Here is a 26,586-nt window from a genome sequence, read left to right as displayed (position 1 = left end):
GTCACCTCCCGGTCGGGCTTTCATGGTCCGCCGCGCCGGCCCGCCGCGCACCCGGAGCCGGCCGCACCGCAGCGGCCGCCGCCTCGTCGTAGCGGCGCAGGACCAGCCGGGCCACGGCCGGGTGGGCGCCGAGCGGCGCGGCCACGGCATCGGCCCCGCAGCCCGGCCCGGCGGCCCGCCGGGCGAAGTCGCCCGGCGCCAGCAGGTACGGGGCCACCGCCACCGGCCCGGGGCGGCCGCGCCCGCGCAGCGCGGCGACGGCCTCGGCGGGCGGGGGCAACGGCCCGCCGAGGTGCGCGGGGACGACCGGCGCGCCCAGCCGCGCGCTCAGCAGCCCGGCCGTGGCGCGCGTGGCCGCCGTCGCCGCCGGGTCCCGGGACCCGGCGGCCGTCAGCACCACGGCCCCGCCCGGCACCCGCCCGTGCCACCCCGCCTCGCGCAGCCGCCCGCACAGTGCCTCGGCGAGCAGTGGATCCGGGCCCAGCGCGGGCGCCGTCACGGCCCGGTGACCGGCGCCGGCGGCGTCCAGCGCGGCCGGGATGTCGACACGGACGTGATACCCGGGGCCGAGCAGCACGGGCACCACCACGACGGGCCCCGCCACGCGGTCGAGCACGTCCGGCAACGAGGGCGAGGCCAGTCCCAGGAACCCGCACTCCACCCGCAGCCCCGGCCGCGAGGCCCGCACCCGCTCCAGCAGCCGGTGCACGGTCCGCACACCGGCCGGATCCCGGGTGCCGTGCGCGGCGGCGACGAGGACGGGCGCGGGCCCGGCCCCCGGGGGACCGCCGTCGGTCGTGAGGCTCCTGTGCCCGGTCGCGGTGGCTCGGTCTCCGGTCACCGGCTCACCACCCCCGGCGGACGGTCGTGACGCGGCCGGAACCCGGCCGGTACCCGCCCATCACGCCCCCGCCAGGGCGTAGCCCCGCTTGGGGACCGTGCGGACCAGGGTCGCGTGGCGGCCCATGGCCCTGCGGAGACGGGCGATCGACATATCGACCGCGTGCCGGTCGGCGCGGTCGTCCGGCCAGGCGCGGAGCAGCAGTTCGGTGCGGCTGAGCACCTGGCCGGGGTGCTCGGCGAGGGCGCGCAGCACCGCGGCCTGCAACGGCGGCAGCCACACCGGGGCGCCGTCGCCGAGGAGCGCGTTGCCCTGGAGCACCAGGCGGTCCGGCCCGGGACGGAGGTCCCGGCGGCCGCACCGGGACAGGACGTCCTCCAGCGTCCGTACGAGCGCGCCGAGCCGGCTCCGCTCCGGGCAGTGCACCGGCACGTCCGCCTCCCGTAGGGGCTGCGCGCACAGCGACCCGACGCAGAACGCCGCCGCGCCGTCGCGCAGCGCGGCCAGGAACCGTTCCCGCTGCCCGATCGCGGCGGCCGCCTCCAGCAGCGCCACGGCGGCCGGGGCGCTGGTGAATGTCAGCGCGTGCACCTCGGCGCGCGTGGTGGCCTCCACGAGGCGCCGGACCGCGCCCGGATCCTCCGGCGGCCCCCACCGGTAGACCGGGACCTCGATGACCTCCGCGCCCCGCTCGCGCAGCGCGGCCGTGAAGTCCGGCAGCGGCGCCCCGTGTTCCTGGACCGCGACCCGGCGGCCGTTCAAGTCCCGGGCGAGCAGCCACGTCAGCACCTCGTGACTGGCCTCGGTCCCGGGCGCGAACGCCTCCGCCAGGCCACAGGCCCGTACCGCGCCGGTGGCCTTCGGGCCCCGGCTGACGACCGTGGCGTCCCGGAACGCGCCCAGCAGCGCGTCGGCCATTCCCCAGCCCTCGGTGGCGCTCATCCAGCCGCGCCAGCCAACCCCCGTCGTGGCGACGACGTAGTCCGGCGGCGCGGCGAGGCAGCGCTCGGTGGCCCGGCGCAGCGCGACGTCGTCACCGAGTGGCATGATGCGCAGCGCGGGGGCCTCGACGACGCGGGCCCCCCGGCGCACGAGCAGTGCCACCAGCTCCTCGCGGCGCCGGTCGGCCGTCACCCCGATCGTGAAACCCGTCAGCGGTCCCGCCGCCCCGGTGTCCGGCCCGGCGGTCGTGTTCCCCGTACTCATGGGCTCAGGTTTCCGACAGTTTGTTACCGGCGAGTTGCGGCACTGTCATGTAGGCATCAGCATTCGCCCGGCTCATGTTAAATGCGGATGCCATGGACATCACATCGCCCCGGCGGGGGCGTGAGGAATCCGTGCCGTGTCCGCAATATCCCGGACCCGGCGGTGTAACGGGCGGGACCCATGCTCGGGCCATGACTTCGACCGACACCCACTGCCCCTACTGCGCGTTGCAGTGCGGCATGCGACTGCGGCCGCGACCCACCGGTCCCGGCGCCCCGTCGCCCTCAGCTCCGCCGGTCGACGTCGAGGAACGCCCCGGATTCCCCGTCAACCAGGGCGCGTTGTGCGGCAAGGGCCGCACCGCGCCCGCCCTCCTGGCCCGCGCCGTCCGCCTGACCGCGCCCCTGGTCCGCGACCCCGGCGACGGGGTGCTGCGCGAGGCGTCCTGGGCCGAGGCCCTGGACCGGGTGGCCACCGGATTCCGGCAGGCCGCCGAACGCCATGGCCGCTCGGCCGCCGGCGTCTTCGGCGGGGGCGGGCTGACCAACGAAAAGGCGTATCTGCTGGGCAAATTCGCCCGCGTGGTCCTGCGCACCCCGAACATCGACTACAACGGCCGCTTCTGCATGTCCTCGGCCGCCGCCGCCCACCGCGCGGCCTTCGGCATCGACCGCGGCCTGCCCTTCCCGTTGGAGGACATCGCGACGACCGGCTGCGTCATCCTCGCCGGGGCCAACCCCGCCGAGACCATGCCGCCCGCGCTGCGCTACTTCACCCGTATGCGCGAGGCCGGCGGCCGGCTGATCGTCATCGACCCGCGCCGGACGCGCACCGCCGAGCAGGCGGACCTGCATCTGCGCCCGGTCCCGGGCACCGACCTCGCGCTCGCCCTGGGGCTGCTCCACCTGGTGATCGCCGACGGCCACCTGGACGAGGAGTTCATCGCCGCCCGCACCACCGGCTTCGAAGGGGCCCGGGCCGCCGCCATGGCCCACTGGCCCGAACGGGTCGAGCGGATCACCGGGGTATCGGTCTCACAACTGCGCGAGGCGGTACGCCTGTTCGCCGGCGCCGCCACCGGCATGGTCCTCACCGCGCGCGGCAGCGAACAGCACAGCAAGGGCACCGACACCGTCCGCGCCTGGATCAACCTGTGCCTGGCCACCGGCAAGGCCGGCCGCCCCGGCAGCGGCTACGGATGCCTGACCGGCCAGGGCAACGGCCAAGGCGGCCGCGAGCACGGGCAGAAGTCCGACCAGCTCCCCGGCTACCGCTCACTGACGGACCCCGCCGACCGCGCCCACGTCGCCGGCGTCTGGGGCGTCGACCCCGACACCCTGCCCGGACCGGGCCCTTCCGCCTACGAGCTCCTCGATGGCGCCGGAACCCCCGACGGCATACGGGCCCTGCTGGTCATGGGCTCCAACCCGGTCGTCTCCGCGCCCCGCGCCGCCCATATCACCGAGCGGCTCCGGGCGCTGGACTTCCTCGCCGTCAGCGACGTCGTGCTCTCCGAGACCGCCGAGCTGGCCGACGTCGTCCTGCCCGCCGCCCAGTGGGCCGAGGAGACCGGCACCACCACCAACCTCGAAGGCCGGGTCATCCTCCGGCAGGCGGCCGTCCCCCCGCCCCCCGGGATCCGCACGGACCTCACCGTCCTCAAGGAGCTCGCCGCGCGCCTGGGCACCACACGCGGCTTCCCCGACGACCCGGGGGAGGTCTTCGACGAGCTGCGCCGCGCCTCGGCGGGCGGCGCCGCCGACTACGCGGGCATCGACTACGCCCGTATCCGCGCCGAGGACGGCGTCTTCTGGCCCTGCCCCGACCCCGCGCACCCGGGGACGCCCCGCCTGTTCCTCGACCGCTTCGCCACCCCCGACGGCCGGGCCCGGTTCGCCGGGGCCGGCCACCGGCCGCAGGCGGAGGAGCCCGACCGCGCCTATCCGCTGCACCTCACCACCGGACGGGTCACCGCCCAGTACCAGAGCGGCGCCCAGACCCGCCGGATCGCCGAACTCAACGCGGCCGCCCCCGGCCCGTTCGTCGAACTCCACCCCCACCTCGCCGAGCGCCTCGGCGTCGGCGAGGGCGACGTACTGGCCGTCACCAGCCGGCGCGGCCGCGCCCTCGCCCCCGCCAGGATCACCGCCGCCATCCGCCCCGACACCGTCTTCATGCCCTTCCACTGGGCCGGACCCGGCCGCGCCAACACCCTCACCAACCCCGCCCTGGACCCCCAGTCGCGCATGCCCGAGTTCAAGGTCTGCGCGGTACGGGTGGAGAAGGCCGCCGAAGCCGAGGCCGGCGCATGAACGCGAGCGTCGGCACGGACACCCGGCGCGTCGCCGTCGTCGGCGCAGGCATGGCCGCCGCCCGCTTCGCCCAGCAACTCCTCGCCCGCGCAGCCCCCGGTGCCGTCGAGGTGACGCTGTACGGCGCGGAGCCGGACGCCCCCTACAACCGGACCCTTCTCGCCGACGTCCTCACCGGCCGCCACGACCCCGACGGCATCGGCCTGCCCCTGGCCGAGGGCGCCACCGTCCGCACCAGCACCCGGGTCACGGCCGTCGCCCCCGCCACCCGCTCCCTCACCCTGGCCGACGGCACCACCGGCCACTACGACACCCTGGTCCTGGCCACCGGAGCCACCCCCGTCCTGCCGCCCCTGCGGGGCCTGTACGACGGCGGGCCCGGCGACGGCGACGGACTCCTCGGCGGCGTCCACGTCCTGCGCACGCTCGCCGACTCCCGGGCCCTGGCCGCGGCCGCCCGCCGCTCCGCGCACGCCGTCGTGATCGGCGGCGGAGTGCTCGGCGTCAGCGCCGCCCGGGCCCTGGCCGCCCTCGGCACGGCCACCACGATCGTCCACCGGGCCGAATGGGTGATGGAACGTCACCTCGACGACAGGTCCGCGCGCTTGCTGTGCGGACAGCTCACCGCCCTCGGTATCACCACCCACCTCGCCGCCCACCCCGTCGCCCTGCACGGCGCCGGCCACGTCCACGCCGTCGAACTCGCCGACGGCACAAAGCTGGAAACCGACCTCGTCCTGCTCGCCTGCGGCACACGGCCCCGCACCGCGCTGGCGCGGGCGGCGGGGCTGTGCGTACGCCACGGCGTCGTCGTCGACGACCGGCTGGCCACCTCCGCCCCCGGCGTCCACGCCATCGGCGACTGCGCCGAGCACCGGGGTGTCGTCCACGGACTGACCGGACCAGCCTGGGACCAGGCCGACGCCCTCGCCGCCCACCTCGCGGGCACGGACCCCGGAGCCCGCCACACCGGCACCCGGCCCCTGACCCGGCTGTCGACGGGCCCCCTCCAGCTCACCGCGTTCGGCGACATGGCCGCCGAACACGCCCCCGGCCACGACGTGCTGCGCTACGCCGACACCTCGCTCGGCACCTCCGCCACGCTCGTCCTGCGCGGCGACCGGCTCGTCGCCGGCGTCCTCCTGGGCGACCTCACCGCCACGGGCGACATCGCACTCGCCTGGCACCGGGACGAATCCCTGCCCGCAGACCCCTCCTACCTGCTCATCCCCGAAGGAGCCCGCGCGTGACGCCCCCGTTCTCCACCTCCGCCCCGCGCCGACTGGTCCTCGTCGGCCACGGCATGGTCGGCCAGCGCTTCCTGGAAGCCCTCCACGAGCGGACCGGCACGGCCGGGCGCTTCGAGGTGACCGTCCTCGCGGCCGAGACCCGGCCCGCCTACGACCGCGTCCACCTCACCTCGGCCTTCAACGGCACCACCGCCGACGAACTGTCGCTGTGCCCGCCGGACTTCCTCACCACCCACGGCATCGACCTGCGCCTGGGCGACCCGGCCGTCGCCGTCGACCGCCCGGCCCGCACCGTCACCACCGCCTCCGGCGCCCGCGTGCCCTACGACACGCTGGTCCTCGCCACCGGCTCCTACCCCTTCGTCCCGCCCGTCCCCGGCCACGACGCCGACGGCTGCCACGTCTACCGCACCCTCGAGGACGTCGCCGCCATCCGCGCCGACGCCGGCCGGGCCCGCACCGGCGCCGTCATCGGCGGCGGACTCCTCGGCCTGGAGGCCGCCGGAGCCCTGCGCGCCCTCGGACTCGACACCCACGTCGTCGAATTCGCCCCCCGGCTGATGGCCCTTCAAATAGACGACGCCGGCGGCGCGCTGCTCCGCAGCAAGATCGAGGACCTCGGCGTCACCGTGCACACGAGCGCCGGCGCCCAGGCCGTCGAGACCGGCCCCGACGGACGCGTCAGCGCCCTGACCCTCTCCGACGGCACCGGCTTCCCCACCGGCCTCGTCGTCTTCTCGGCGGGTGTCCGGCCCCAGGACCGGCTCGCCCGGGACTGCGGCCTGCCCGTCGGCGAACGCGGCGGCATCGTCGTCGACGCCCGCTGCCGCACCGCCGACCCTCACGTCTTCGCGATCGGCGAATGCGCCCTGGCCGTCGACGGCCGCGTCTACGGGCTCGTCGCCCCCGGCTACGCCATGGCCGAGACCGCCGCCCGCGCCGTCACCGGTGACGCGACCGGGGAGTTCACCGGCGCCGACACCTCCACCCAGCTCAAGCTCCTCGGCGTCGGCGTGGCCAGCTTCGGCGACGCCCACGGCACCACCGAAGGCGCCCTGGATGTCACCTACGCCAACAGCCGGGCCGGCGTCTACAAGAAGCTGACCCTCGGCCCCGACGGCTCCCTGCTCGGCGGCATCCTCGTCGGCGACACCGACGCCTACGCCACGCTGCGCCCCCTCGCGGTCAACGGCGCCCCCCTGCCCCTACCGGCGGAACAACTGCTCCTGCCCCAGCCGGCCGGATCCTCCGGCGGCGGTGTCGGCGCCGCGGCGCTGCCCGACGAGGCCGTCGTCTGCTCCTGCCACAACGTCACCAAGGCGACCATCCGCGCCGCCGTCGGCGAGCGCCGGTGCGCCTCCGTCCCCGCCGTCAAGAAGTGCACCAAGGCCGGCACCGGCTGCGGAAGCTGCGAGAAACTCCTCACCTCCATCGTCACCGGCGAACTCGCCGCGGCGGGCGTCGAGACCACCCGCGGCCTGTGCGAGCACTTCACCCACACCCGCGCCGAGCTCTACGAGATCATCCGCGTCAAGGGCATCACCACCTTCGCCCGGCTCCTCGCCGAACACGGCACCGGCCGGGGCTGCGCCGTCTGCAAGCCCGCCGTCGCCTCCATCCTGGCCGGGCCCGGCGGCGGCACCTCCTACATCCTCGACGGCGAACAGGCCGCCCTCCAGGACACCAACGACCACTTCCTCGCCAACCTCCAGCGCAACGGCTCCTACTCCGTCGTCCCCCGCGTCCCCGGCGGCGAGATCACCCCCGAAGGCCTGATCACCATCGGCGCCATCGCCCGTGACTTCGGCCTCTACACCAAGATCACCGGCGGTCAGCGCATCGACATGTTCGGCGCCACCGTCGACCAGCTCCCCGAGATCTGGCGCCGCCTCGTCGACGCGGGCTTCGAGTCCGGGCACGCCTACGGCAAGTCCCTGCGCACCGTGAAGTCCTGCGTCGGGCAGACCTGGTGCCGCTTCGGCGTCCAGGACTCCGTGGCCCTCGCCATCGAACTCGAGCTCCGCTACCGGGGCCTGCGCGCCCCCCACAAGATCAAGGCGGCCGTCTCCGGCTGCGCCCGCGAGTGCGCCGAGGCGCAGAGCAAGGACTTCGGCGTCATCGCCACCGCCCAGGGCTGGAACCTCTACGTCGGCGGCAACGGCGGCGCCACCCCCCGCCACGCCGACCTCCTCCTCCAGGACACCGACCGCGACACCCTCTTGCGGACCATCGACCGCTTCCTGATGTTCTACATCCGCACCGCCGACCGGCTGGAGCGCACCGCCCCCTGGATCGAACGCCTCGAAGGCGGCCTCGACCACCTGCGCGCCGTCGTCGTCGACGACGCGCTCGGCATCGCCGAGGAGCTGGACGAGCTGATGGCCCGGCACATCGAGGGCTACGAGGACGAGTGGGCCGCCACCCTCGCCGACCCCGACCGGCTGCGGCGCTTCGTCTCCTTCGTCAACGCCCCGGGAACCCCGGACCCCTCCGTCAGCTTCGTCCCCGAGCGCGGGCAGATCCGCCCGGCCCTCCCCGAAGAGGTAGGCACCCGATGAACGATCACCCCTCCACCCTCCTCACCGCGCCGCCCGGCCGCCTCCACCCCGACGCGCGGGTGGAGATCGGCGGGACCGGCGGCGACACGGCCTGGACCGCCGTCTGCCGCTACGGCGACCTCACCCCGGGGCGCGGCGTCACCGCCCTCGTCGCCGGGCGGCAGGTCGCGGTCTTCCGCGACGAGAACGGAACGCTCTACGCGCTGGACAACCGCGACCCCGTCAGCGGCGCGTACGTCATCTCGCGGGGGATCACCGGCAGCGTCGGCGGTGTGCCGGTGGTGACCTCGCCCATGTACAAGGAGACGTACGACCTGCGGACGGGCGTGCGCGTCGGCGAGGACGGCGGCGAGGACGGGGGCGCCACGGCGGACGGCCTGCGGACGTGGCCGGTCCGCGCGGTCCACCCCGTGCCCGGACCGGAGGCCCCCTCGGCCCCGGGAAGCCCGTCGGCCATGACGGCCCTGGCGGCGCTGTCGGCCCTGGCGGCCCCGCGCGCCTTGGAGACCCGGTGACCCCGGCGGCCCCGGTGGGCCTTGTGACCCCGGCGGACCCGTCCGCCCGGGGGCGCACCCTGACCGACTGGCGGCCGGAGGAGCCCGAGTTCTGGGAGCGCACGGGCGCCCGCGTCGCCCGGCGCAATCTGCTGTTGTCCGTGTTCACCGAGCACATCGGCTTCTCGGTATGGAGCATGTGGTCGGTGCTGGTGCTCTTCCTCGGCCCCGAGTACGGCATCGACCCGGCGGGCAAGTTCACGCTCACGGCCGTGCCGACCGTCGTCGGCGGCGTCCTGCGGCTGCCCTACACATACGCGGTGGCCCGCTTCGGTGGCCGAGTCTGGACGGTGTTCAGCTCGCTCCTCCTGCTGGTGCCCACCCTCCTCATGGCCGCCGTCCTCAGGCCGGGGGTGTCCTTCACGACGCTGCTGCTCGTCGCCTCCGTGGCGGGGGTGGGCGGCGGCAACTTCGCCTCCTCCATGGCCAACATCAACGCCTTCTACCCCCGGAGCCTCAAGGGCCGGGCCCTGGGCGTCAACGCCGGCGTCGGCAACATCGGCGTCCCCGTCGTGCAGCTCGCCGGCCTCCTCGTCCTCGCCACCGCCGGCGCGGGACATCCCACCGTGCTCCCGCTGGCCTACGTCCCCCTGATCGTCCTGGCCACCCTCGGGTCCCTGCGCTGGATGGACGACCTCCCGGCGGTGCGCGACGCCCGGCCCGTGCTCCGCGAGATCATCCGCGACGGCCACACCTGGGGGCTCTCGCTGCTGTACATCGGGACGTTCGGGTCGTTCATCGGCTTCTCGTTCGCCTTCGGACTGGTGCTCCAGACGCAGTTCCACGATCAGTTCGACACACCGGTGAAGGTCGCGAGCCTCACCTTCGTCGGCCCCCTGCTGGGATCGCTGGCCCGCCCGTTCGGGGGCGCCCTGGCCGACCGCCTCGGCGGCGCCCGCGTCACCCTCGCCGCCTTCGCGGCCATGGCGGCGGGCAGCGCCCTCATCCTCGTCGCCGCGCGGGCCCACTGGGCCGTGGTCTTCTTCACCGGTTTCATCGCCCTGTTCGTCCTCAGCGGCCTCGGCAACGGCTCGACCTACCGCATGATCCCGGCCGTCCACGGCACCCGGGTCCGCCGCGCGACCACACTCATCGGCTTCGCCGGCGCGGTGGGCGCGCTGGGCGGAGTGCTGGTGAACGTGGCGTTCCGGCAGTCGTTCCAGAGCACGGGGAACGGCGAGTGGGCGTATGCGGGGTTCCTCGTCTTCTACGCGGTGTGCGCGGGGGTGACGTACGGGGTGTACGGGCGACGGGGGTTCTAGCGGGGGTTCTGAGGGTTATTCCGTGGGGAGGACGCTCAGTCGAGACAGAACTCGTTGCCCTCGATGTCCTGCATCGCGATACACGACTCATTCTCCCCATCGGCATGCAGCACCTGCACGCATACCGCGCCGAGCGCGACCAGCCGTGCGCACTCGGCCTGGAGCGCGGCGAGACGCTCGTCCCCCACGAGCCCGGTGCCGACCCGCACATCGAGATGCACCCGATTCTTGACGACCCTGCCTTCGGGAACGCGCTGGAAGTACAGCCGCGGTCCCACACCCGAGGGATCACTGCAGACGAACGCCGCACCCTGCCGCTCAGGCGCAAGAGAGCGATTGAAATCGTCCCACGTGGCAAACCCATCCGGTGGCGGCGGTACGACGTACCCCAGCACCTCGCACCAGAAACGAGCGACGCGCTCGGGTTCCGCGCAGTCGAAGGTGACTTGGAACTTCCTGATCGATGACATCGGCGCACCATAGCAGGGGGGACCCTGTCGCTCATCTCCCGGTGTGGATCCGCATGTTGCCGGGACGGCCCCGTCCGGCAGTGGCACTGTGTGAACCGAACGCGATATGCGGATCCGGGAGGTGCGTGTCATGGCGGTGTTCGTCCTGGTGGCGGGCGGGTGGCTGGGCGGCTGGGCCTGGCGGGACGTCGCGACGGAGCTGGAGGGCGCGGGGCACCGGGCGGTACCGGTCACCCTGACCGGCCTCGGGGACCGCGCGCATCTCGCCACGGCGGAGACCGGGGTGGGCACCCACATCCAGGACATCCTCAACGTCCTGGAGTACGAAGAGCTCTCCGGCGTCGTCCTGGTGGGCCACAGCTACGGCGTCTTCCCCGTCCTCGGCGCCGCCGACCGCTCCCCGGGGCGCGTCGGCCGCGTCGTCTTCCTCGACGCCGCCGCGCCCCGGGACGGGCAGAGCGTCGTGAACACCTTCATGGACCCCGAACGGCGGGCGGCGTTCGAGGAACGGGTCGCGACCGAGGGCGAGGGCCTACGCCACCCGCTCCCGGACCCGCACGAACTTCCCCTGTGGGGCAGCGTCGACGGCCTGGACGACGCGGCCCTGGCCCGGATGCGCCGCCTCGCCGTCGGCCACCCCTACGGCTCGTTCACCGAACCCCTCCGCCTGACCGGGGCGGGCGACGGGCTGCCCGCCTCCGCGGTGTTCTGCACGGCCAACGGCAACACCGTAGCCATGATCGAGGCCCTCTACCGGGCCGGCGACCCACGACTGAGGGCCGTTGTCGACAAGGACACCACCTTCTTCGAACTGCCCACCGGCCACTACCCGATGCTCTCCGTGCCCACCGCCACCGCCCGGGTGCTGATCGACGCCGCCGAGGGCCGGGGCCGGCGCCTCGAACCGGGGCCGTGAAACCACTGCGTTCATGGCCGGTAAGGCCCTAGACTCGACGCCCCCGCCATCTCCTCCTCACCGTTCCCCTGAGACGGAGGGCAGTGTGGTGTACCTGATCCGGGTGCCCGTCGAGGGTTCCGAACCGGTCCTCGTCGAGGCCGCCGACGTGGCGGACGGCATCGTCCGGGTGGCCCGCCCCGGCGAAGTGATCGCCGCCGCGGGCGAATCGCTACAGGCCGCCCTGGAACGCCTCCGGCCCATGGCCGAGGCGTTCGTCACCCAGTTAAGCGGGCTCGCCCACGCGCCGGACGAGATCACCGTCGACTTCGGTGTGAAGGTCGACGCCGAGGCGGGCGTCGTCATCGCCAGGACGGCCGCCGCGGCCAACTTCTCGGTCACCGTGAAGTGGAACAGGGCAGCATGACCACACGGGGCGGCGGCGCCCTCCGCGGAGCCGTCGCCCGCGTCGGCGGCCCCGGCGGCGTCCCCGTGGGCGCGGGCGTCCTCGTCACGCCCGAACACGTGGTCACCTGCGCCCATGTCGTCAACGAGGCCCTGGGGCGACGCGGCGACGAACGGGACCGGCCCGGCGAGCCCGTGTTCGTCGACTTCCCCCTCATCGGATCCGGGCCGCCCCGGCCCGCCCGCGTCACCGAGTGGTGGCCCATCGCGCCCGACGGATCGGGGGACGTGGCGGTACTCCGCCCGGACCCGCCGCCCCGGCCCCCGGCCGGCCCCGCACGGCTGGTGACGACGCGGGAGCTGTGGGGCCACGCGATCCGCGCGTACGGCTTCCCCGTCCGCCACGACCACGGCGCCTGGGCGACCGGCAGGCTCCGCGACCGTACGGCTGTCGGCTGGCTCCAGGTCGACGACGAACGCGGCACCGGATTCACCGTCCAGGCGGGCTTCAGCGGCACCCCCGTCTGGGACGACGACGTGCAGGGCGTCGTCGGCATCGCGGTCGCCGCCGAGGCGGGCCCCGGCCTGCGCACCTCCTATGTCATCCCCAGCGGTACGCTCGTCGACCTCTGGCCCGCGCTGCGCCCCTGGAGCCTGCCGCCCTGCCCCTACCGGGGACTGGCGGCCTTCCGCGAGGAGGACGCCCCGGTCTTCTTCGGCCGCGGCGAGCTCGCCGCGGACATCGCCACGCGCGTCCCCCGCGGCCCTGCCCTCGCCCTGGTGGGCCCCTCCGGCAGCGGCAAGACCTCCCTGGTGCGCGCCGGTGTGGTCCCGCTGCTCCGCCGCCGCACCGATCTCGCGGTGGCCGCCTTCCGGCCCGCCGGCGGCAGTACGCCGCTCGCCGCGCTCGCGGCCGCCCTCCTGCCCCTTCTGGAGCCGGGCCGCACCGAAGCGGAACGGCTCGGCGAAGTACCCAAACTGGCCGCCGTGCTGCGCGCGGGCGGCCTGGACGACACCGTCCACCGCGCACTGGAGCGCGCACGCGCCCACCGCCTCGTCCTGATCATCGATCAGTTCGAGGAACTCATGGCCCAGGAACAGGAGAGCGCGGCCGCACTGCTGACCATGACCGGCCTCGCCGACGGCGCCACCGTCCGTAGGATTCATGCCCTGATCACCCTGCGCTCCGATTTCCTCGATCCGCTGCTCGACCGCTTCCACCTGGCCGACGGGCTGCGCTCGGGCATCGTCCCTGTGGGGCCCTTGCCCACCACCTCCCTGCGACAGGTCGTCGAGGGGCCGCTGACCGGACGGACGGGGGTGGCCTACGAGGCCGGTCTGGTCGAGCGGATCCTGCGGGACTGCGCCGGACAGCCGGGCGCCCTCCCCCTGCTGGAGTTCACCCTCACCCTGCTCTGGGAGACCCAGCGCGAAGGCGTCCTCACCCATGACGCCTACGAACGGCTCGGCGGCGCGACCGGGGCACTGGCCGCCTACGCCGAGCGGGTCTACGGGGAGGACCTCGACGACTCCGAACGCCCCCTCGTCCGACGGCTGTTCACCCAGCTGGTCCGGCCCGGCCCCGAGGGACGGCACACCCGCCGGATCGTCCCCGGCGGCGAACTACCGGACGGCGCCCTGGCCGTCGCCCAGCGCCTCGCCACGACACGCCTCGTGGTCGCCGGGCGCACCGCCGAAGGCGTCGAGACCACCGAGCTGGCCCACGAGGCACTGATCGGCCACTGGGACCGGCTGCGTGGCTGGATCACCGAGGACATGGAGTTCCGCACCTGGCAGGACGGACTCCGCCAGGCCCTGGCGCGCTGGAAGGACGGCGGCGAGCACACCGACGACCTGCTGCGCGGCGCGCCCCTGCGGGAGGCCGGGCGCTGGAGCGAGGAACGAGGAGCCGACCTCCTGCCGGCCGAGCGCGCCTACGTCGACGCGAGCCACGCCCACTGGATACGGGCCCGACGCGTCCGGCGCGGCGTGACGGGCTCGATCGCCGTGCTGGTGGCGGCCGCGCTGGTCCTCGGCTCCCTCTTCGTCTACCAGCGCCGGGCCGCGGCGGACCGTGCCGCGGTCGCGGCCTCCCGGGCGCTCGCCGCCACGGCCGACTCCAACAGCCGCTCCCTCGCCCGCCCCACCGCGACGACGCTGCTGAGCGTCGCCGCGTACCGGACCCGTGACACACCCGAGGCCTACGCCAACCTCCTCGCCCGCTACATCGACGTCCACGACTTCGAGCACATCGTCGACACCCCGGAACAGCAGACCGACGTCCAGTTGGCCCCGGACCGGACCTGGATGGCCGTGACGGGGAAGGAGACGATCGCGCTGTGGGACCTGCGCGGCGAGCGCCCCCTGAAACACGACCTGACCGTCGCGGGCTTCACCCCGTACCGGACCGCGATCAGCCCCGACGGACAGCGGTTCGCCGCCGCCGACCTCCGGTCCCGCGTGATCGTATGGAGGCCGGCCGCCTCGTCCGTCCCGGTCGAACGCCACATCACCCTGCCGCCCCAGGGCGGCGCCACGACCGACTCCCTGGCCTTCACCGGTGACGGGACCCTGATGGCCGGCCGGTCCGACGGCCGGATCGTCGACACGTCGTCGGGACGGACCTCCGACCGGGCCGTCGGCCGTGTCCTGGGCCGGGGACCCGGGCCCGCCACGCTCACGGTCGAACACGACGGACAGGTGAGCGTATGGGACCGCCGGACCGGCGCCTCCGGCGGCTCGTTCGCCGTGAAGGAAACGCAGCAGCTCGTCAGCGCCGACGGCCGCACCCTCACGGATGTCACTTGCGAGGGGAGCACGGCGGACCGGCCCGGACTGCGGGTGGCCGTCCGGGATCTCGCCTCGGGCCGCCTCACCCGTTCCTTCGACGGCGACGGCTTCGACTGCCCGGACCGGCGCGGCATCCGCCTCGATGCCCAGGGCCGCCACTTGGTCGTCTCCACGCCCACGGTGGCCAGACTCTTCGGCTACTACCCCCGGACGAACCTCTCCGTCTGGGACCTCACCACCGGCCGCCTGGCCGGCATGCGCGTCCTGCCCGTGCGCGGCCTGAAATGGATCGCGGCGGCCGCGGCCACCGGCCCCTCGGAGCTGCTGCTCGTCATCGACCAGGTCACCTCCCTGGGCACACTCCGCTTCCGCCTCGACGCCCTGGAATCGCTGCCGGAGAACACGACCGGCGTACGAGTGAGCCCGAAGCGGCACCTCATCGCGGCGCTCTCCACCGGCCTGGACCGCCGTACGCCCGTCCGGCTGCGCCTGTGGGACCCGCCCGGGCAGCGGACCGTATCGGCGAACCCCGACGCAGGGAACATCCTGACCGCCACGTCACCCCTGCTGTTCACACCCGACGAACGCCACCTCGTCACCACCACCGGCCAGTACGGTGAAGCGGCCGTATGGAGCGTCCCCGGCCTCAAACTGGAGCACCGGCTCACCCTCCCGAAGCGGCGCGGCACACCACCGCCCTCCTATCCGGTCGGCGCGGCCGAACTCGCCGTCGACAGCGAGGGCCGCCTGCTCGTGTCCTCCGACGGGATCGTCAGCCGCTGGGACATACGTACCGGCCGGATGACCGGACGGCCGGTCGTGGTCCAGGCCACCGAGGGCATCGCCACGGTGGTGGAGCGGGAGGACATCACCCCGCGCCTGGCGGCCCGGGCCGACGCTCCGGAGTACGCCACGGCCGTCAAGGGCGCCTCCCGGATCGAGATCCGCGACAGCGCCACGGGCGCGGTCCGGAAGGCCGTCCGGCTGCCGGGGAACGCCCGCGTCGGCAGGCTGAGCTACAGCGGAAACCTGCTGCACGCCCTGACCACCGACGGCAGCGTGCGCACCTGGGACGCCGCCGACGACTACGTGGGCCGGCCGGTACTGGACCTCGGGTCATCGGGCGAGTTCGTGGGCCCCAGACGGTTCGTCCAGGTCGTCGGAGAGCAGCTGGAGATCTGGGACCTCGTCGACCGGACGAGGGAACGCGCCATCCGCTTCGAGAGCAGCCTCGTCCACATGACCGACGATGCCCGCGTCCTCGTCTACGAAGCGAGCTTCGGCGACACGCGATTCGTCGGCAGCGGCCGCCGTGAGTCCATCGCCGTCGTGCCCCTCGACCCGCGCGTCTGGACCGAGCGGCTGTGCCGCGTCACGGCCCGCACCGCCCTCACCCCGCAGGAGGCGCGGGCGGCCCCGGCGGAGGCGCACTCCCCGGCCCCCTGCGCGTGACCGTTCGCCCCTGCCGTCGTTACCCACGACGGGTACACGTATCACCCGCCGGGCCGCCAGGGCATCGTCCTGGCGGCCCGGCGTTCGTGTGCCGCCACCCCGGTCGTGTGAACCGGTGTGTCACATCCGTACGGTCTCCTTCGTCAAGGGGATGACGAATGCCGACGGAAGAAAGCGACCGATGAACGACGAGGAATTCCTGGCCGAGCGCTTCGAGGCCCACCGCACCCACCTGCGTGCGGTCGCCTACCGGATGCTGGGCTCGCTGAGCGAGGCCGACGACGCGGTGCAGGAGGCGTGGCTGCGGCTGGCGCGTACCGACACCGGGGGCGTCGCGAATCTGGGCGGGTGGCTGACGACCGTGGTGGGCCGGGTGTGCCTGGACATGCTGCGCTCACGGACCACGCGCGGCGAGCAGCCCCTGGACGTCCATGTGCCCGACCCGGTCGTGAGCGGCGCCGACGGGATCGACCCCGAGCACGAGGCGCTGCTGTCCGACTCCGTCGGCCTGGCGCTGCTCGTGGTGCTGGAGTCGCTCGCCCCCGCCGAGCGGCTGGCGTTCGTGCTGCACGACATGTTCGCCGTGCCCTTCGACGAGATCGCCCCCATGGTCGGCCGCACCCCGGCGGCCGCCCGTCAGCTCGCCAGCCGGGCCCGCCGCCGGGTACGCGGCGCGGCTCCGGTGCCCGACGCGGACCTCGGCCGGCAGTGGGAGGTCGTCGACGCGTTCCTCGCCGCCTCGCGCGGCGGCGACTTCGACGCCCTGGTGACCTTGCTCGACCCGGAGGTCGTCCTGCGCGCGGACACCGGCGTGGGCCTCCCGGGCGCGTCGCGGGAGCTGCGCGGCCCCGCCGCGGTGGCCGGGCAGGCGCTCCTCTTCCAGCGCGCCGCCGGCTTCGCGCACCCGGCGCTCGTCAACGGCGCCGCGGGCATCGTGTCCATCGTCGACGGGCGGCCGACGGCCGTCCTGGGCTTCACGATCACGGACGGGCGGATCGTCGAGATCGACATCCTCGCCGACCCCGAGCGCCTCAGCGCCCTCGACCTGACGTCGCTCGACGGCTGAGGCGGGCCGTCCGACGAGGTGACGCGGCCGATCGGCCGCTCCTGACCGCCCCCGGCCGACCGGCTACCACCGGGGGCGGCGCCCCGGTGGTAGGGATGGGAGCGATGACTGACGCGCGGCCGCTCCTGGAGGTCCACGACGTCCACAAGGCATACGGCAGGCACCGTGTGCTGCGCGGCGTCGACATGGAGCTGCGGGCGGGCCGCCTGGCCGGGGTGGTCGGCGAGAACGGGTCCGGCAAGTCGACCCTGCTGCGCATCCTCGCCGGGCGGCTCCGGCCCGACCGGGGCGTGGTCAAGGGCCCCGGCGCCATCGGCTACTGCCCGCAGGAGACCGTGCTCAACCCCGCCTTCACCGTCGAACAGCACCTCGAACTCTTCCGGGTCGCCTACGGCCTGCCCGGCCTCGACCGCGCCCATGAACTCCTGGAGACCCTGAGCTTCGCCGACTACCGCCGGCACCGGATCGGCACGCTCAGCGGCGGCACCCAGCAGAAGCTCAATCTCGTCCTCGCCCTGATGCACGACCCGCCCCTGCTGCTCCTGGACGAGCCCTACCAGGGCTTCGACTGGGAGGCCTACCAGCGGTTCTGGGAACTGGCCGGGCAGCTCCGGGCGTCGGGGCGGTCCTGCCTGGTCGTCACCCACATCGCCTACGACACCAGCCGGTTCGACGACCTGTGGCGGCTCGACGCCGGACGGCTCGCCGACGACGCGCGACGGGCCGGGTGAGCCGGCCGTGCGCGCCGGCTCCGGATCAACCTCCACCTGGACGTACTTCTCCACCGCCACCCGCTACGCGCTGCTCGAGCACTCCCGCAACCGCCTCGCCCTCGTGCTCGTCATCTTCTACCTCCCGCTGTGGATCTCCCTCGGCCATGTGGTGATCACCTCCGCCGAGGCCCGGTTCCTGCTGCGCGCGACCAACGAGACGATCACCGCGCCGGGCAACAACATCAGCAATATCTCCGGGGCCCTCAACGCCGTCACCCTGATCGTCGGCTTCATGATGTTCTCGGTCACCTTCACGGCCGGCCGGTTCGACCACCGGCTCGCCATGGCCGGCTACCCCCGCGCCCACCTGATCGCCGCCAAGCTCGCCGCGCTGCTCATCGCGTCCGTGCTGACCAGCGCCTACGCCACCGCCGTGGTCTGCTGCTACTGGCACCCCCGGCAGCCCTGGCTGCTCGGCCTCGCCCTGGCCACCGGCGCCCTGACCTACGGCGGCTTCGGGGTGATGCTCGGCGCGACGCTGCGCGGCGAACTGGCGGGCATGCTGCTCATCATCATGACCAGCATCATCGACACGGGTCTCCAGAGCCCGATCGCCAATCCGATCGCGGACAACGACATCGTCCGGTACCTGCCGTCCTACGGGGCCATGCAGGCCGCGGTCACGGCGGGCTTCCGGGACTCCTTCCCGGTCTTCTACCTGCTGCTGGGCCCGCTGTGGTTCCTCGGTGCCGTCGTCGTCGCCGGGATCGCCTTCCACCGGCAGACCCGCGACCGCAGGCCGGCCCTCTTCGGCTGACCGCCGGGGGCGCGCGGGACCCGGCCGGTCCGGGCAGCTCAGACCCGCCGGAGGTAGGCGAGCGTCGCGGGCGCGTACCCGAACTCCACGGGAACGGTCACCCCCAGGGCGCGGGCGACCGGCACCATCACCGCCAGGTGGTGGACGGCGTGGTGCGCGACGAACAGCAGCTCCCGCCCCACGGTGGAGCGCGTCCGGACGACCGTGCCGGCGGCGTCCACCACACTGAGCACGTCCACGGGCCGGTCGAGATCCGCCGGTACGACCGCGGCCACCCGGGCGGACACATCGGCCAGCCGCGCCAGCGCGGCGCCCCGGTCGGTCTCCAGCACACCACCGCGCTTCCGCCGGTCGTAGTCGACCGTGCCGCCGCCTGCGCCGGCCAGGATCGCCGTGTAGTGGTCCACGCAGTGCCGTACGTGACCGGCGACGCAACTGCCGGCCTCATGGGGCCGGCACACGTACTGCGCGTCGCTGAGCATGCCGAGCAACTCCCGGGTTTGCTCCAGCTGGGCGGTGGCGTATCCGACGACCCCGGCGGCCCGTTCCTCGTCCTCTTCCCATGGCGTCATCACCCCACTGTGAGGACGCCCCCGCGCACGGCACCGGGCCCCGGCGACGGATTCACACGATCGGGGAGGGGTGAACGCCATGGGGCCATCCGGGTGGGTTCGGCTTGCCGGTTGGCCGACGGGGCAGGTCTCCCCGGTGGTCGGCCTGCACGTAGGATCGAACGTTATGTCGGATGTGTGTGCTGTGACTGAAGGGGTTGTTGAGGGATGAAGCTGCGTCAGGGGCGGGTCGGGGCGCTGGTGGTCGCCGTGTGCACGGTGGGGGCCGCCCTCGCCGGTTGCGGTGGCAAGTCCGGTGACGCGGCTTCGTCGTCCGTCTCCCCGTCGCGCCCGGCCGGCGCGTCGGCACCGGCGTCCAAGACGCCCTCGGGTGAGGGGAAGAACCGCGCGGGCGACCCGCTGCCGGGGCTCCCGGCGACGGGCGACGCCCGTAAGCAACTGGCCGCGCTGAAGGTGGAGAAGCCGCACTCGATGTCCGGCTACAGCCGCTCCCGGTTCCCCCACTGGGCCCAGCAGGGCAACAAGTGCGACACCCGTGAGACCGTCCTGGAGCGGGACGGCCAGGGCGTGAAGCGGGACGGGGAGTGCCGGGCCGTCGCCGGGACCTGGCACAGCCTCTACGACGACAAGGCCGCCGACAAGGCCGGTCAGGTGGACATCGACCACATCGTGCCGCTGGCCAACGCCTGGCGTTCGGGCGCCGACAAGTGGGACGACGACCGGCGCAAGGCGTTCGCCAACGACCTGACGCACCCGCAGCTGCTCACGGTCTCCGCCGGCTCGAACCGGTCCAAGGGCGACCAGTCCCCGGACCAGTGGCAGCCGCCGGCGAAGAGCGCCTGGTGCTTCTACGGCCGGGCGTGGACCTCGGTGAAGTCCACCTACGGTCTGAGCGTCACCGAGGAGGAGCGAGGCATGCTCACCAAGATGATGGATACGTGTAAGGCATGAACGCAGAAGCGAGCCAGGAGCACTACGAGGACAAGGTGACCGCCGGACCCGGCGGCGCCATGACCGACGACGTCGGGGTCGTCACCGGCGACCTCACCGTGGCCACGGCGCGGCGCCCCGACGGGCTGGCGGACGTCCGCGTGCAGTACACCGGGGCCGAGGAGTGGTACACGCTCACCGGCGGCCCCCGGGCCGTGCCGCCCGGGGGGCTGCGGGCCTTCCACGACGCGGTCCTGGCGGCCGTCCGCGCCGGGGGCGCGGCCGAGGTGCCGCGCTGACGCGCTGACGCGCTGACGCGCGAGGTCAGCGGCGTCGCGCGCTGCCCGAACGCGGCCGCAGCAGGGCCACGGCCAGCACGGCCGGGGCCGTGATCAGCAGGGTGAGCGTGACCAGCGGGAAGCCGCGCACCGCCTTCTTGCCCAGCGCCTTGACGAGACCGCGATGGGCGGACCCCTGGGGGTACCCCGGACGCGGCGGCGGTGCCGGGGCGCGAGGGGCGGGCGCGGGCGGCGGCGGTGCGGGGGCCGGGAGCGGCGCGTTGTTGACGGGCACGGCGCCCGGCGCCTGTGGCCCGGGCGCGGCGGGCGCGGCGGGCGCCGCCGGCGCGGGGTGACCGGGTTGCCCGGGCACCCCCGGAGGTACGGGCGCGGGGGCGCCCGGCGCCGGAGGAGCGCCCGGAACGGGCGGTGTGCCGGGGGCCCCGGCGCCACCGGCTCCCGCGCCGCCCGCACCGGCACCCCCCGCTCCTGCCCCACCGGCTCCGGGCCCCCCTCCTGCGCCCGCCCCACCGGCTCCAGGTGCTCCACCGGCCCCGGGCGCGCCTCCGCCTCCTGCGCCTCCGGCTCCCGCCCCTCCGCCTCCGGCTCCCGCACCACCGGCTCCTGCGCCTGCACCACCGGCGCCAGGTGCCCCGCCGGCCCCTCCGGCACCGCCCGCACCCGCGCCGCCCGCACCCGCGCCTCCGGCCCCGGCGCCACCCGCTCCGGCACCACCGGCGCCACCGGCGCCCGTCCCGCCGGCACCGCCCCCGCCACCGCCCGGCGGGGCGGGCGGTGCCGGCCTCGCCTTGCGGCAGCGCAGCCACACCTCCGCGTCCGCATTCGCGCCGGGCGCCTGCGCGTTGACGTTCAGACACCCCGTACCGCTGTCGATGACCTCGGCGTTCACCGCGCCGCCCAGGAGCGACGCGGTCACATGGGTCGGCGGGTGCGGGAGCAGGGCCAGCGGGTTCGGCAGGTGGTGGAGGACCGCCGTCACCGACGTGTCGCCGAGCGCGGCGTGCGCGCCGCCGTCGTCCGCCGAGGCCTCGCCCGCCGGCGCGAACACGGCAAGCGCGGCCAACACCCCTGCATGTGTTGCTCTTCGCCATCCCGTCACGGAGACAGCCTGTACAACCGAGCGTGTGTACAGCCGTGTTCGCGGACGGATTCCTCCGATGGGCGGAAAAATGGCCGAGCGCCCCCTTAAGAGGTTTATTCAGCCGACAAGACGGCGGCGATTAAGTCACGTGTGGAAGAGATGAGTTGTCTGTGTCGGCGATGTAAAACGTGACAGCCGATATCAGGAGTTGCTGTCCAACTTGCCTGCGTTCCTTGCTGTTTGTAGTTACGCAAGAATGTTGCGTATGCCACACATCTTGGATTGGTGTTGATCTGAGCGCGTCAAGACTGCCAGGGTTTTGGATCACCCGGAGCGAATCCGTGTTCGCCCCGGGTTGTCGCGTGGTCGAACGCGCGACGCCCCCCCACAACTCCACGAGGAGGAACCCTCGTTATGGCAGCCCACAAGCGCACCGGCAAACGGCGTCTGGTCCTGGCGATATCCACCGCCGCGGCCGTGACCGCCGGAGCCACCCTGCTGGCCCTGCCCGCAGGAGCGAGTGCGCCCGCGGAAGGCACCGTCTTCGGAACGGCTTCCAAGGACGCCGTCGACGGCAGCTACATCGTTCTGCTGAAGGACGGCGCGAAGGGTGTGGCGAAGAGCGCCGACGCCCACGCGGTCTCCACCGAAGGCAAGGGCCTGGCCGAGCGGTACGGCGGCAAGCTGGAGCGTACGTACAGCTCCGCCGTCCACGGCTTCTCCGCCAGCGGCCTCGACCTGAAGGAGGCGAAGCGGCTCGCCGCCGACCCCGCCGTCGCCAAGGTCGTGCAGAACCACCGCTTCACCATCAAGGGCACCCAGGAGGCCCCACCCTCCTGGGGTCTGGACCGGATCGACCAGACCGAGACCAAGGGCGACGGGAAGTACGCCTACCCGGACAGCGCCGGTGAGGGTGTCACCGCGTACGTCATCGACACCGGTGTGCGCATCAGCCACAAGGACTTCGACGGTCGCGCCTCGTACGGTTTCAACGCCGTCGACAACAACGACAAGGCCGACGACGGCAACGGCCACGGCACGCACGTGGCGGGCACCATCGCCGGTGCCACCCACGGCGTGGCCAAGAAGGCCAAGATCGTGGCGGTGCGGGTGCTGAACGCCGAGGGGCAGGGCACCACCGAGCAGGTCGTGTCCGGCATCGACTGGGTCACCAAGAACCACAAGGGCCCCTCCGTCGCCAATATGAGCCTCGGCGGCGGCGCGGACGAGGCGCTCGACGCCGCCGTCCAGAAGGCCATCGCGTCGGGCGTCACCTTCGCCGTAGCGGCGGGCAACGAGTCCACCGACGCCGGCCAGGGCTCCCCGGCCCGGGTGAAGGAGGCCATCACCGTCGCCTCCAGCACCAAGGACGACAAGCAGTCGGACTTCTCGAACTACGGCGCCGTCGTCGACCTCTACGCCCCCGGCTCGGACATCACGTCCGACTGGAACGACAGCGACTCCGGCACCAAGACCATCTCCGGTACGTCCATGGCCACCCCGCACGTCGTGGGTGCCGCCGCGCTGTACCTCGCGGGTCACAAGGACGCCACCCCGGAGCAGGTGGCGAGCGCCCTGACCCAGGGCGCCACCGCCGACAAGATTGCCAACCCCGGTGCGGGAACCCCCAACAAGCTCCTGAAGGTCGTTCAGTAGCGGTCCTGCGCCACCCTGTCGCACCCTGTCGCCCCCGGCCGGTCACCCCGGCCGGGGGCGGCTGCGCATGCCCCCAAGGCGTTAATTTCCCTTTCGGATTGCGACACAAGGGTGACTAATTCGCTTTGTATTTGATTGCCCACCCTTTCAGCCTGCACAGTTCCATTAAGCGGAAACGTCATGGTTCCGCCGGTAACCCAGTCACGACAGTTAGGGGAGTGATCGTGAAGGGCAGTCAGATTCAGTGGATTCGGCGGTGTGCGCCTCGTCGCCACCCGCTCGCCGATCAGGTATACGACGCGCTGACCGTCGTGATCGTGGTCATCGTCGTCGCCGCCTGTTCCCCGGGCCTGAGTCCGGAGGCGCTGGGGCTCATCGGGACGGTGGCGACCGTCCTCGGATCGCGGTCCCGGCCGCGAACCTGCCGGTGACGAAGGCGGAAAGGAGAAAAGGGAGTTCACGAAGCACTGGCCATGGCTAGGGTGGACCGCACCGTCGGCGGCCATGACCTGGTGAGGGGTGGGGACCGGATGCTCGTCAAATCCTGGCTTCGGATCGTGATCGCGGCGGTGATCGCGCTGGCCGTGTTCCCGGGCGCGGCCGGCGCCTCACCGCCGCCCGGCAGAACCCCGGTCGTGTTCTTCCCCGGATACGGCCTCACCAGACTCGAGGTGACCGTCGACGGCCAGTCCACGGCCCCCGGATGCCCGCGCTCCGGCAGCTTCGGAAGCTGGTTCGCCAACGACCGTCCGAGCACGGAATTCAGCCAGGTCTGCCAGGACCGGCTGCTCACCCTCCACTACGACCCGGACCCGGCGAAGCCGATGCCCGAGCGCTTCTCCTACCCGCCCGGCGTCACCGTCCGCGTCGCCGGCTACGGCAGGACGGACAGCGCGCCCGCCTACGAGCCGCTGTACCGGGCCCTCGAGGCGAGCGGATACCGGCGCGACCACGACATCCGCGTCGCCGGCTACGACCCCCGGCTCACCCCCGACCTGGACGGCTTCCTGGAGCGGACCCGCCGGCTCGTCGAGGACACCTACCGCGAGAACGGCGACCGGCCCGTCCACCTGGCCGGGCACTCCAACGGCCCGCTCTACGCCCAGTACCTGCTCACCCACACCACCCGCGCCTGGCGGGACAAATACCTCCACGGCTTCACCCCGTTCGCGGGCAACCTCCCGGGCCAGGGCATGCTCTACGCGACGATGTTCACCGGCCTCAACATCCAGGACTTCGGCGCCCCGAAGACCGCGGAGAACGCCCGCAGCAGCGCCCTGATGTACCTGAGCGCGCCCTCCACCTATATGAGCGCCGCCGACCCCGCCGTCTTCGGCGACCGCGAGGTCGTCGTCCAGGACACCTCCACCGGACGCTCCTACACCCCCCGCGACTACCCGCGGCTCTTCGCCGACGCCCGCCTGCCCATGGCCAAGGAGCTCGCCGACCACTACACCGGCTTCGTGGAGTTCACCGGCCCCCGCTCCTTCCCCGGCGTCGACGTCTTCGCGGAGAAGGGCTCCGGCCTGCCCACCACCGTCGGGGCACGCCTCGCCGGACTGACCCCCGGACAGGTCCTGGACACCAAGGCCCTTCTGACCCGCGACGGCGACGGCAACCAGGAGGACATCACCAACGAGGCGGTCCTGGCCTGGCGGTCGATGCCCTGCCACCGGTTCTCCCTCACCGACAACCCCGGCGTCGACCACTTCTCCCTCCCCGGCCACCGAGCCGCCCTCGACCGGCTGATCACCCACCTCGGACAGCCCCGCACCACCTGCCGGGAGCCGTGAGACCGGAAGCACGACGCGCCCTGATCGCGGGCTCGGTGGGCAACTTCATCGAGTGGTACGAGTTCGGGGCGTACGGGTACATGGCCACGGTCATCGCCGCCGATTTCTTCAGCGGCGACGGAACGACGGGCGGCGCCGAGGGGCTGATCAGGACATACGCGTCCTTCGCCCTGGCCTTCTTCTTCCGGCCTGTGGGCGCGGCGCTGTTCGGCCGCGTCGGGGACCGGTTCGGGCGGCGCCCCGCCCTCGTCCTCGCGCTCGCGCTGATGACCGGGGCCACCACCCTCATCGGGCTGCTCCCCACGTACGCCACGCTCGGCGCCGCCGCGCCATGGCTCCTCACCGGGGCGCGGGTGCTCCAGGGCCTGTCCGCCGGCGGCGAGTTCGGCGGCGCGGTGTCACTGCTGACCGAGAACGCCCCGCCCGGCCGCCGCGGCCTGTACGGGGCGTGGCAGTCCTGCACGGTCGCCCTGGGCCTGCTGGCCGGGGCGGGGCTCGCCGCCGCGCTGGCGATGACGCTCGGACCGGACGCGCTGACCGCGTGGGGATGGCGGGTGCCCTTCCTGCTGGCGTTTCCCCTCGGCGCGGTGGCGCTGTGGCTGAGACTGACGCTGGAGGAATCACCGGAGTTCCGGCGCATCGCCACGGCCGGCCCGGCGGCCGACGGAGTACCCGAGGAGTTGCCCCGGCCGCTTTGGGCCGTCGCCCTCGGCATCGGGCGGATCATGGGCTGGGCGGCGGCCGGCTACACCTTCCTGGTGGTCCTCCCGACCTATCTCCAGCACACCGTGGGCACCACGTTCCAACAGGCCCTGACCGCCACCGCCCTGGCCAACCTCGGCTTCGCCGCCGCCGTCCTGCCCGCCGGGGCACTGAGCGACCGCGTCGGCCGCCGCCCGGTGATGGCCGCGGGCGCGGCACTCGTCGTCCTGCTCGCCTTCCCCCTGCTGACGCTTCTTCAGAACGCCACGGCCCCCACCGCGGCGAAGGCCGCCGCGCTCCTCCTCGCCGGAGCGGCGGTCGGCGCGATGGCGGGACCGGGCCCGGCGATGCTGGCGGAGATGTTTCCACCCCGGGTGCGCTGCACGGGCCTCGGGCTGTCCTACGCGCTGGCGAACGCGGTGTTCTCCGGCTGCGCCGGCCTGATCGTCACCGAGTTGGCCGAGCGCACCGGGAACACCGGTATCCCCGCCTACTACGCGGCTGTGACCTGCGCGATCAGCGCCGTGGCCCTGCTGGCGCCGGGCGGCGGAGGAGCCCCGGCGCGGGGATAGTCACCCCTTGGCAAGACCTGGACGGATTCCCGGCGCCCCCTTGCCCCGCCCTTTGTTCACACCCCGGGTGCGCGGCCCGATGATGGCCGGATGTGTGCGTCACCAAGGCCGGAGGGGTGCGGATGAATGCGGACAAGGGCATAGACGTCGTCGAGTTCGCGTGCGCGCACTGCGGACTCAGCTGGACCCATGAGTACGAGGTGGTCCGCTGTGCGACGTCGAGCGGTTTCGAGCGGGAGTGCTTCCGTATGCACGACCTGCCGGTGATGCCCCCGTACAGCTGGGAAGGAGCGCCCGAGTGCGCCCGCTGCGGCCACTGGGTGGTGGGGAAGCTGGCCATGCGGCGCTCCTGACCCACCCCGCGCCGTGCCGCGCGAAATCGCCCCGGAG

23 protein-coding genes are annotated in these 26,586 nt (G+C 73.6%); 18 read left to right on the top strand and 5 right to left on the bottom strand.

Annotation, left to right across the window (positions count from 1 at the left end; genetic code table 11):
- Position 1: 1 nt before the first annotated feature.
- Entirely contained in the window at positions 2 to 841 is an 840-nt protein-coding gene (locus RM609_RS00855) for a sirohydrochlorin chelatase (protein WP_311607027.1), read from the bottom strand.
- 60 nt (positions 842 to 901) lie between these two features.
- Positions 902 to 2,047, bottom strand: a complete 1,146-nt coding sequence (locus RM609_RS00850) for a uroporphyrinogen-III synthase (protein ID WP_311607025.1) — start codon at positions 2,045 to 2,047, stop codon at positions 902 to 904.
- A 191-nt stretch (positions 2,048 to 2,238) separates the two neighbouring features.
- On the opposite strand from RM609_RS00850, the gene RM609_RS00845 reads away from it, so the two are divergent.
- From RM609_RS00845 to RM609_RS00825, 5 genes are read left to right on the top strand one after another with little or no spacing between them, the layout of a single operon-like run.
- The gene (locus tag RM609_RS00845; RefSeq protein WP_311607023.1) at positions 2,239 to 4,359 is read left to right on the top strand and encodes a molybdopterin oxidoreductase family protein; all 2,121 of its coding nucleotides are present in this window, start codon (positions 2,239 to 2,241) and stop codon (positions 4,357 to 4,359) included.
- Entirely contained in the window at positions 4,356 to 5,609 is a 1,254-nt protein-coding gene (locus RM609_RS00840) for an NAD(P)/FAD-dependent oxidoreductase (RefSeq protein ID WP_311607022.1), read from the top strand. The genes RM609_RS00845 and RM609_RS00840 overlap by 4 nt, the downstream gene beginning before the upstream one ends.
- Before the next feature lie 53 nt (positions 5,610 to 5,662).
- Complete coding sequence (gene nirB, locus RM609_RS00835) at positions 5,663 to 8,167, top strand: nitrite reductase large subunit NirB (RefSeq protein ID WP_311607628.1); 2,505 nt, start codon at positions 5,663 to 5,665, stop codon at positions 8,165 to 8,167.
- Positions 8,164 to 8,682 carry a nitrite reductase small subunit NirD gene (locus tag RM609_RS00830; RefSeq protein ID WP_311607020.1) on the top strand — a complete coding sequence of 173 codons (519 nt, stop codon included), beginning with the start codon at positions 8,164 to 8,166 and terminating at the stop codon, positions 8,680 to 8,682. The genes nirB and RM609_RS00830 overlap by 4 nt, the downstream gene beginning before the upstream one ends.
- Positions 8,679 to 9,983: an MFS transporter gene (locus RM609_RS00825; protein ID WP_311607019.1), complete on the top strand. Its 1,305-nt coding sequence runs from the start codon at positions 8,679 to 8,681 to the stop codon at positions 9,981 to 9,983. The genes RM609_RS00830 and RM609_RS00825 overlap by 4 nt, the downstream gene beginning before the upstream one ends.
- A gap of 35 nt (positions 9,984 to 10,018) precedes the next feature.
- Here the strand turns inward: RM609_RS00825 and RM609_RS00820 are convergent, their stop codons facing one another.
- Positions 10,019 to 10,453, bottom strand: a complete 435-nt coding sequence (locus RM609_RS00820) for a VOC family protein (RefSeq protein ID WP_311607011.1) — start codon at positions 10,451 to 10,453, stop codon at positions 10,019 to 10,021.
- A 130-nt stretch (positions 10,454 to 10,583) separates the two neighbouring features.
- Here RM609_RS00820 and RM609_RS00815 point away from each other — a divergent pair, with 130 nt between their 5' ends.
- The 6 genes from RM609_RS00815 to RM609_RS00790 all read left to right on the top strand — a co-directional run bounded on the left by RM609_RS00815 (position 10,584) and on the right by RM609_RS00790 (position 18,591).
- The gene (locus RM609_RS00815) at positions 10,584 to 11,369 is read left to right on the top strand and encodes an alpha/beta fold hydrolase (protein ID WP_311607010.1); all 786 of its coding nucleotides are present in this window, start codon (positions 10,584 to 10,586) and stop codon (positions 11,367 to 11,369) included.
- Positions 11,370 to 11,454: 85 nt separating this feature from the next.
- Entirely contained in the window at positions 11,455 to 11,775 is a 321-nt protein-coding gene (locus RM609_RS00810) for a CU044_2847 family protein (protein WP_311607008.1), read from the top strand.
- Positions 11,772 to 15,995 (top strand): nSTAND1 domain-containing NTPase, encoded by a 4,224-nt coding sequence (locus tag RM609_RS00805; RefSeq protein ID WP_311607007.1) that lies wholly within the window; start codon positions 11,772 to 11,774, stop codon positions 15,993 to 15,995. The genes RM609_RS00810 and RM609_RS00805 overlap by 4 nt, the downstream gene beginning before the upstream one ends.
- A 181-nt stretch (positions 15,996 to 16,176) precedes the next feature.
- Positions 16,177 to 17,061, top strand: coding sequence for a sigma-70 family RNA polymerase sigma factor (locus RM609_RS00800; protein ID WP_311607006.1), 885 nt, complete (start codon positions 16,177 to 16,179; stop codon positions 17,059 to 17,061).
- Positions 17,062 to 17,186: 125 nt separating this feature from the next.
- On the top strand, positions 17,187 to 17,792 hold the full coding sequence (locus RM609_RS00795) for an ABC transporter ATP-binding protein (RefSeq protein ID WP_311607626.1): 606 nt from the start codon (positions 17,187 to 17,189) through the stop codon (positions 17,790 to 17,792).
- A gap of 7 nt (positions 17,793 to 17,799) precedes the next feature.
- Positions 17,800 to 18,591: an ABC transporter permease gene (locus RM609_RS00790; protein WP_311607004.1), complete on the top strand. Its 792-nt coding sequence runs from the start codon at positions 17,800 to 17,802 to the stop codon at positions 18,589 to 18,591.
- Between the two features lie 38 nt (positions 18,592 to 18,629).
- On the opposite strand, the gene RM609_RS00785 is transcribed toward RM609_RS00790, so the two are convergent.
- Positions 18,630 to 19,163: a DinB family protein gene (locus RM609_RS00785; RefSeq protein WP_311607003.1), complete on the bottom strand. Its 534-nt coding sequence runs from the start codon at positions 19,161 to 19,163 to the stop codon at positions 18,630 to 18,632.
- Positions 19,164 to 19,370: 207 nt separating this feature from the next.
- Between RM609_RS00785 and RM609_RS00780 the strand changes: the two genes are divergently transcribed.
- On the top strand, positions 19,371 to 20,114 hold the full coding sequence (locus RM609_RS00780; protein ID WP_311607001.1) for an HNH endonuclease family protein: 744 nt from the start codon (positions 19,371 to 19,373) through the stop codon (positions 20,112 to 20,114).
- The gene (locus RM609_RS00775) at positions 20,111 to 20,392 is read left to right on the top strand and encodes a hypothetical protein (protein ID WP_311606999.1); all 282 of its coding nucleotides are present in this window, start codon (positions 20,111 to 20,113) and stop codon (positions 20,390 to 20,392) included. Before RM609_RS00780 ends, RM609_RS00775 begins: the two co-directional genes overlap by 4 nt.
- A gap of 25 nt (positions 20,393 to 20,417) precedes the next feature.
- Here RM609_RS00775 and RM609_RS00770 read toward each other — a convergent pair whose 3' ends face one another.
- Positions 20,418 to 21,455 carry a hypothetical protein gene (locus RM609_RS00770; RefSeq protein WP_311606998.1) on the bottom strand — a complete coding sequence of 346 codons (1,038 nt, stop codon included), beginning with the start codon at positions 21,453 to 21,455 and terminating at the stop codon, positions 20,418 to 20,420.
- Between the two features lie 432 nt (positions 21,456 to 21,887).
- Between RM609_RS00770 and RM609_RS00765 the strand changes: the two genes are divergently transcribed.
- The 5 genes from RM609_RS00765 to RM609_RS00745 all read left to right on the top strand — a co-directional run bounded on the left by RM609_RS00765 (position 21,888) and on the right by RM609_RS00745 (position 26,549).
- Positions 21,888 to 23,129 (top strand): S8 family peptidase, encoded by a 1,242-nt coding sequence (locus RM609_RS00765; protein ID WP_311606996.1) that lies wholly within the window; start codon positions 21,888 to 21,890, stop codon positions 23,127 to 23,129.
- 218 nt (positions 23,130 to 23,347) lie between these two features.
- On the top strand, positions 23,348 to 23,560 hold the full coding sequence (locus tag RM609_RS00760) for a hypothetical protein (RefSeq protein ID WP_311606994.1): 213 nt from the start codon (positions 23,348 to 23,350) through the stop codon (positions 23,558 to 23,560).
- Positions 23,561 to 23,602: 42 nt separating this feature from the next.
- On the top strand, positions 23,603 to 24,922 hold the full coding sequence (locus tag RM609_RS00755) for a lipase/acyltransferase domain-containing protein (protein ID WP_311606992.1): 1,320 nt from the start codon (positions 23,603 to 23,605) through the stop codon (positions 24,920 to 24,922).
- Positions 24,919 to 26,196, top strand: a complete 1,278-nt coding sequence (locus tag RM609_RS00750) for an MFS transporter (protein ID WP_311606991.1) — start codon at positions 24,919 to 24,921, stop codon at positions 26,194 to 26,196. Before RM609_RS00755 ends, RM609_RS00750 begins: the two co-directional genes overlap by 4 nt.
- Before the next feature lie 122 nt (positions 26,197 to 26,318).
- Positions 26,319 to 26,549, top strand: a complete 231-nt coding sequence (locus tag RM609_RS00745; RefSeq protein WP_229356369.1) for a hypothetical protein — start codon at positions 26,319 to 26,321, stop codon at positions 26,547 to 26,549.
- The last annotated feature ends 37 nt before the right edge of the window (positions 26,550 to 26,586 follow it).

This window comes from Streptomyces hesseae (assembly GCF_031845785.1).
GTDB lineage: Bacteria > Actinomycetota > Actinomycetes > Streptomycetales > Streptomycetaceae > Streptomyces > Streptomyces hesseae.
This window is presented reverse-complemented; position numbering and strand designations above follow the sequence as displayed.

What these genes read in the sequence shown, in the direction of transcription:
- RM609_RS00775 (WP_311606999.1), top strand. Translation starts at nt 20,111, where the DNA reads ATGAACGCAGAAGCGAGCCAGGAGCACTACGAGGACAAGGTGACCGCC.
- RM609_RS00850 (WP_311607025.1), bottom strand. Translation starts at nt 2,047, where the DNA reads ATGAGTACGGGGAACACGACCGCCGGGCCGGACACCGGGGCGGCGGGA.
- RM609_RS00805 (WP_311607007.1), top strand. Translation starts at nt 11,772, where the DNA reads ATGACCACACGGGGCGGCGGCGCCCTCCGCGGAGCCGTCGCCCGCGTC.
- RM609_RS00830 (WP_311607020.1), top strand. Translation starts at nt 8,164, where the DNA reads ATGAACGATCACCCCTCCACCCTCCTCACCGCGCCGCCCGGCCGCCTC.
- RM609_RS00800 (WP_311607006.1), top strand. Translation starts at nt 16,177, where the DNA reads ATGAACGACGAGGAATTCCTGGCCGAGCGCTTCGAGGCCCACCGCACC.
- RM609_RS00845 (WP_311607023.1), top strand. Translation starts at nt 2,239, where the DNA reads ATGACTTCGACCGACACCCACTGCCCCTACTGCGCGTTGCAGTGCGGC.
- RM609_RS00815 (WP_311607010.1), top strand. Translation starts at nt 10,584, where the DNA reads ATGGCGGTGTTCGTCCTGGTGGCGGGCGGGTGGCTGGGCGGCTGGGCC.
- RM609_RS00745 (WP_229356369.1), top strand. Translation starts at nt 26,319, where the DNA reads ATGAATGCGGACAAGGGCATAGACGTCGTCGAGTTCGCGTGCGCGCAC.
- RM609_RS00820 (WP_311607011.1), bottom strand. Translation starts at nt 10,453, where the DNA reads ATGTCATCGATCAGGAAGTTCCAAGTCACCTTCGACTGCGCGGAACCC.
- RM609_RS00755 (WP_311606992.1), top strand. Translation starts at nt 23,603, where the DNA reads ATGGCTAGGGTGGACCGCACCGTCGGCGGCCATGACCTGGTGAGGGGT.
- RM609_RS00765 (WP_311606996.1), top strand. Translation starts at nt 21,888, where the DNA reads ATGGCAGCCCACAAGCGCACCGGCAAACGGCGTCTGGTCCTGGCGATA.
- nirB (WP_311607628.1), top strand. Translation starts at nt 5,663, where the DNA reads ATGGTCGGCCAGCGCTTCCTGGAAGCCCTCCACGAGCGGACCGGCACG.
- RM609_RS00840 (WP_311607022.1), top strand. Translation starts at nt 4,356, where the DNA reads ATGAACGCGAGCGTCGGCACGGACACCCGGCGCGTCGCCGTCGTCGGC.
- RM609_RS00780 (WP_311607001.1), top strand. Translation starts at nt 19,371, where the DNA reads ATGAAGCTGCGTCAGGGGCGGGTCGGGGCGCTGGTGGTCGCCGTGTGC.
- RM609_RS00785 (WP_311607003.1), bottom strand. Translation starts at nt 19,163, where the DNA reads ATGACGCCATGGGAAGAGGACGAGGAACGGGCCGCCGGGGTCGTCGGA.